At 65.9% G+C, this 2889-nt stretch carries 3 protein-coding genes; all 3 read right to left on the bottom strand.

Features of this window, described 5'->3' with window-relative positions; genetic code table 11:
- Window positions 1-1398, bottom strand: coding sequence for an NAD(P)(+) transhydrogenase (Re/Si-specific) subunit beta (locus LB551_RS29830; RefSeq protein WP_140550320.1), 1398 nt, complete (start codon window positions 1396-1398; stop codon window positions 1-3).
- 1 nt (window position 1399) lies between these two features.
- Window positions 1400-1825 carry an NAD(P) transhydrogenase subunit alpha gene (locus LB551_RS29825; RefSeq protein ID WP_140512858.1) on the bottom strand — a complete coding sequence of 142 codons (426 nt, stop codon included), beginning with the start codon at window positions 1823-1825 and terminating at the stop codon, window positions 1400-1402.
- Window positions 1825-2889: NAD(P) transhydrogenase subunit alpha (locus LB551_RS29820; protein ID WP_224661392.1), on the bottom strand; the 1065-nt coding region annotated here is incomplete at its 5' end. The genes LB551_RS29820 and LB551_RS29825, both read right to left, overlap by 1 nt.

The following is a 2889-nucleotide window of genomic DNA, read 5'->3' as shown; positions in this document are numbered from 1 at the left end:
TCAGTGATCCATGGCCTTGACGATTTCCTCGGTCATCTTCTTGGCGTCGCCGAGCAGCATCATGGTGCCGTCCTTGTAGAACAGCGTGTTGTCGATGCCGGCATAGCCGGAGCCGAGCGAGCGCTTGACGAACAGGCAGGTGCGCGCCTTGTCGACGTCGAGGATCGGCATACCGTAGATCGGTGAGCTCTTGTCGTCGCGCGCGGACGGGTTGGTGACGTCGTTGGCGCCGATGACATAGGCGACGTCGGCCTGCGCGAACTCGGAGTTGATATCCTCCAATTCGAACACTTCGTCGTAGGGCACGTTGGCTTCGGCCAAGAGCACGTTCATATGGCCCGGCATGCGCCCGGCCACGGGGTGAATGGCGTATTTGACGTCGACGCCGTTGGCCTTGAGCTTGTCGGCCATCTCGCGCAGCGCATGCTGCGCCTGCGCGACGGCCATGCCGTAGCCCGGCACGATGATGACCTTCTGCGCGTTCATCATCAGATAGGCGGCATCGTCGGCCGAGCCCTGCTTGACCGTGCGCTCGATGCCATCATCGGCTTGAGCCGCCGTCTCACCACCGAAGCCGCCGAGGATGACGGAGATGAAGGAGCGGTTCATGCCCTTGCACATGATGTAGGACAGGATGGCGCCCGACGAGCCGACCAGCGCGCCGGTGATGATCAGCGCCAGATTGCCGAGCGTGAAGCCGAGCGCGGCCGCCGCCCAGCCGGAATAGGAATTCAGCATCGACACCACGACCGGCATGTCGGCGCCGCCGATGGGGATGATGAGCAGCACGCCCAGCACCAGCGATGCGGCAACGATGAGCCAGAAGACGAGCTTGGATTCGGTGGAGACCAGAAGCACGATCAGCACGACCAAGGCGATGCCAAGCGCGATGTTGATGACATGGCGGCCGCCGATCATGATCGGCTTGCCGGACATGCGCCCGTCAAGCTTCAGGAAGGCGATGACCGAGCCGGTGAAGGTGATGGCGCCGATGGCCACACCCAGGCTCATTTCGACCAGCGCCTGGGCGTGGATGTCGCCCGCCGTGCCGATGCCGAAGCTTTCCGGCGCATAGATGGCGGCGGCCGCCACCATGACGGCGGCAAGGCCGACCAGCGAGTGGAAGGCGGCGACCAGTTGCGGCATCGAGGTCATGGCGATGCGCCTGGCCGTGACGGCGCCGACGCCGCCGCCAATGGCAAGGCCGAGCACGATCAGGCCGAAGCGTCCGGCCGACGGGGTTGCCAGCGCCAGCGTGGTGGCGATGGCGATGGCCATGCCGATCATGCCGTAGAGATTGCCCTGCCGGCTGGTTGTCGGATGCGACAGGCCGCGCAGCGCCAGGATGAAGAGAATGCCGGAAACCAGATAGAGGAAGGAAGCCAGATTGACGGTCACGTCACTTGTCCTTCTTCTTGTACATGGCCAGCATGCGCTGGGTGACGAGGAAGCCGCCGAAGATGTTGACCGACACCAGCATCAGCGCGACGAAGCCGAAGCCGGCGGCGACGCCCGAGGCGGCAATGCCGACGGCAAGCAGCGCGCCGACGACGATGACCGAGGAGATGGCGTTGGTGACGGCCATCAGCGGCGTGTGCAGCGCAGGGGTCACCGACCAGACGACGTAATAGCCGACGAAGATCGCCAGCACGAAGATGGCCAGGCGGAAGACGAAGGGGTCGATGGCGCCGCCCGACAGCGCGTGCGCGGCGTCACCGGCCGCCTCGGCGCCGCCGGGAGCATTCGCCAGGTTCTGCACCGCAAGCCGGACGGCAGCACTTGCCTGGTCGAGCTGGTCGAGGGCTTTCTGCAAGGTCTGATCCATCACGCTGTGCCTTTCGACTTGGGCGAGGATTTGGATGCGGCGGTCTTCCTGGGCTTTTTGGGCGCGGGCGAAGCATCGGCGACCATTGTGCTGGCCGGGATCGCGGGCGGTTCGATATACTGGCCCTTTGGCGGCTGCTGGTCGGCCTTGGCGAAGGCCGGATGGACGATCTTGCCGCCGTCGGTCAGCATGGTCGCCTTGACCAGTTCGTCGTCGCGCTTGATGGCAAGCGTCTTCGTCGCCTTGTCGACCAGCGTCTCGAGGAAAGCAAAAAGGTTCCTGGCGTAGAGCAGCGAAGCGGAGGCCGCGACGCGGCCCGGCACGTTGAGATGGCCGACGATCTTGACGCCGTTGGCCGTCGTCACGATCTTGCCCGCCGCGGCGCCCTCGACATTGCCGCCGCGCTCCACCGCTAGATCGACGATCACCGAACCGGGCTTCATCGAGGCGACCATGTCAGCCGAGACCAGCCTCGGCGCCGGGCGGCCGGGGATCAGCGCCGTGGTGATGACGATGTCCTGCTTGGCGATGTGCTCGGCGGTCAGCGCCGCCTGCTTGGCCTGATACTCCTTGGACATTTCCTTGGCGTAGCCGCCTGATGTCTCGGCCGCCTTGAACTCTTCGTCCTCGACGGCGAGGAACTTCGCGCCCAGCGAGGCGACCTGTTCCTTGGCGGCGGGGCGAACGTCGGTCGCCGTGACCACCGCGCCCAGCCGGCGCGCGGTGGCGATCGCCTGCAGGCCGGCGACGCCGACGCCCATGATGAACACTTTCGCCGCCGGCACCGTGCCCGCCGCCGTCATCATCATCGGCAGCGCGCGATCGTATTCGGCCGCCGCGTCGATCACCGCCTGATAGCCGGCAAGGTTGGCCTGCGAGGACAGGACGTCCATCGACTGAGCGCGCGTGATGCGCGGCATGAATTCCATCGAGAACGCCGTCACCCCGGCCTTGGCCAGCGCCGCGACGGCGGCGTCGTTGCCGTAGGGATCCATGATGGCGATGACCGCCGCGCCGCTCTTGTAGCTCTTCAGCTCCGCATCCGTCGGCCGGCGCACCCTCAG

Origin of the sequence: Mesorhizobium sp. BR1-1-2 (assembly GCF_020165435.1) — a bacterium.
Taxonomy (GTDB): domain Bacteria; phylum Pseudomonadota; class Alphaproteobacteria; order Rhizobiales; family Rhizobiaceae; genus Mesorhizobium.
Note: the sequence above shows the minus strand (reverse complement) of the source record. Positions and strands in the feature narration are given on the sequence as shown.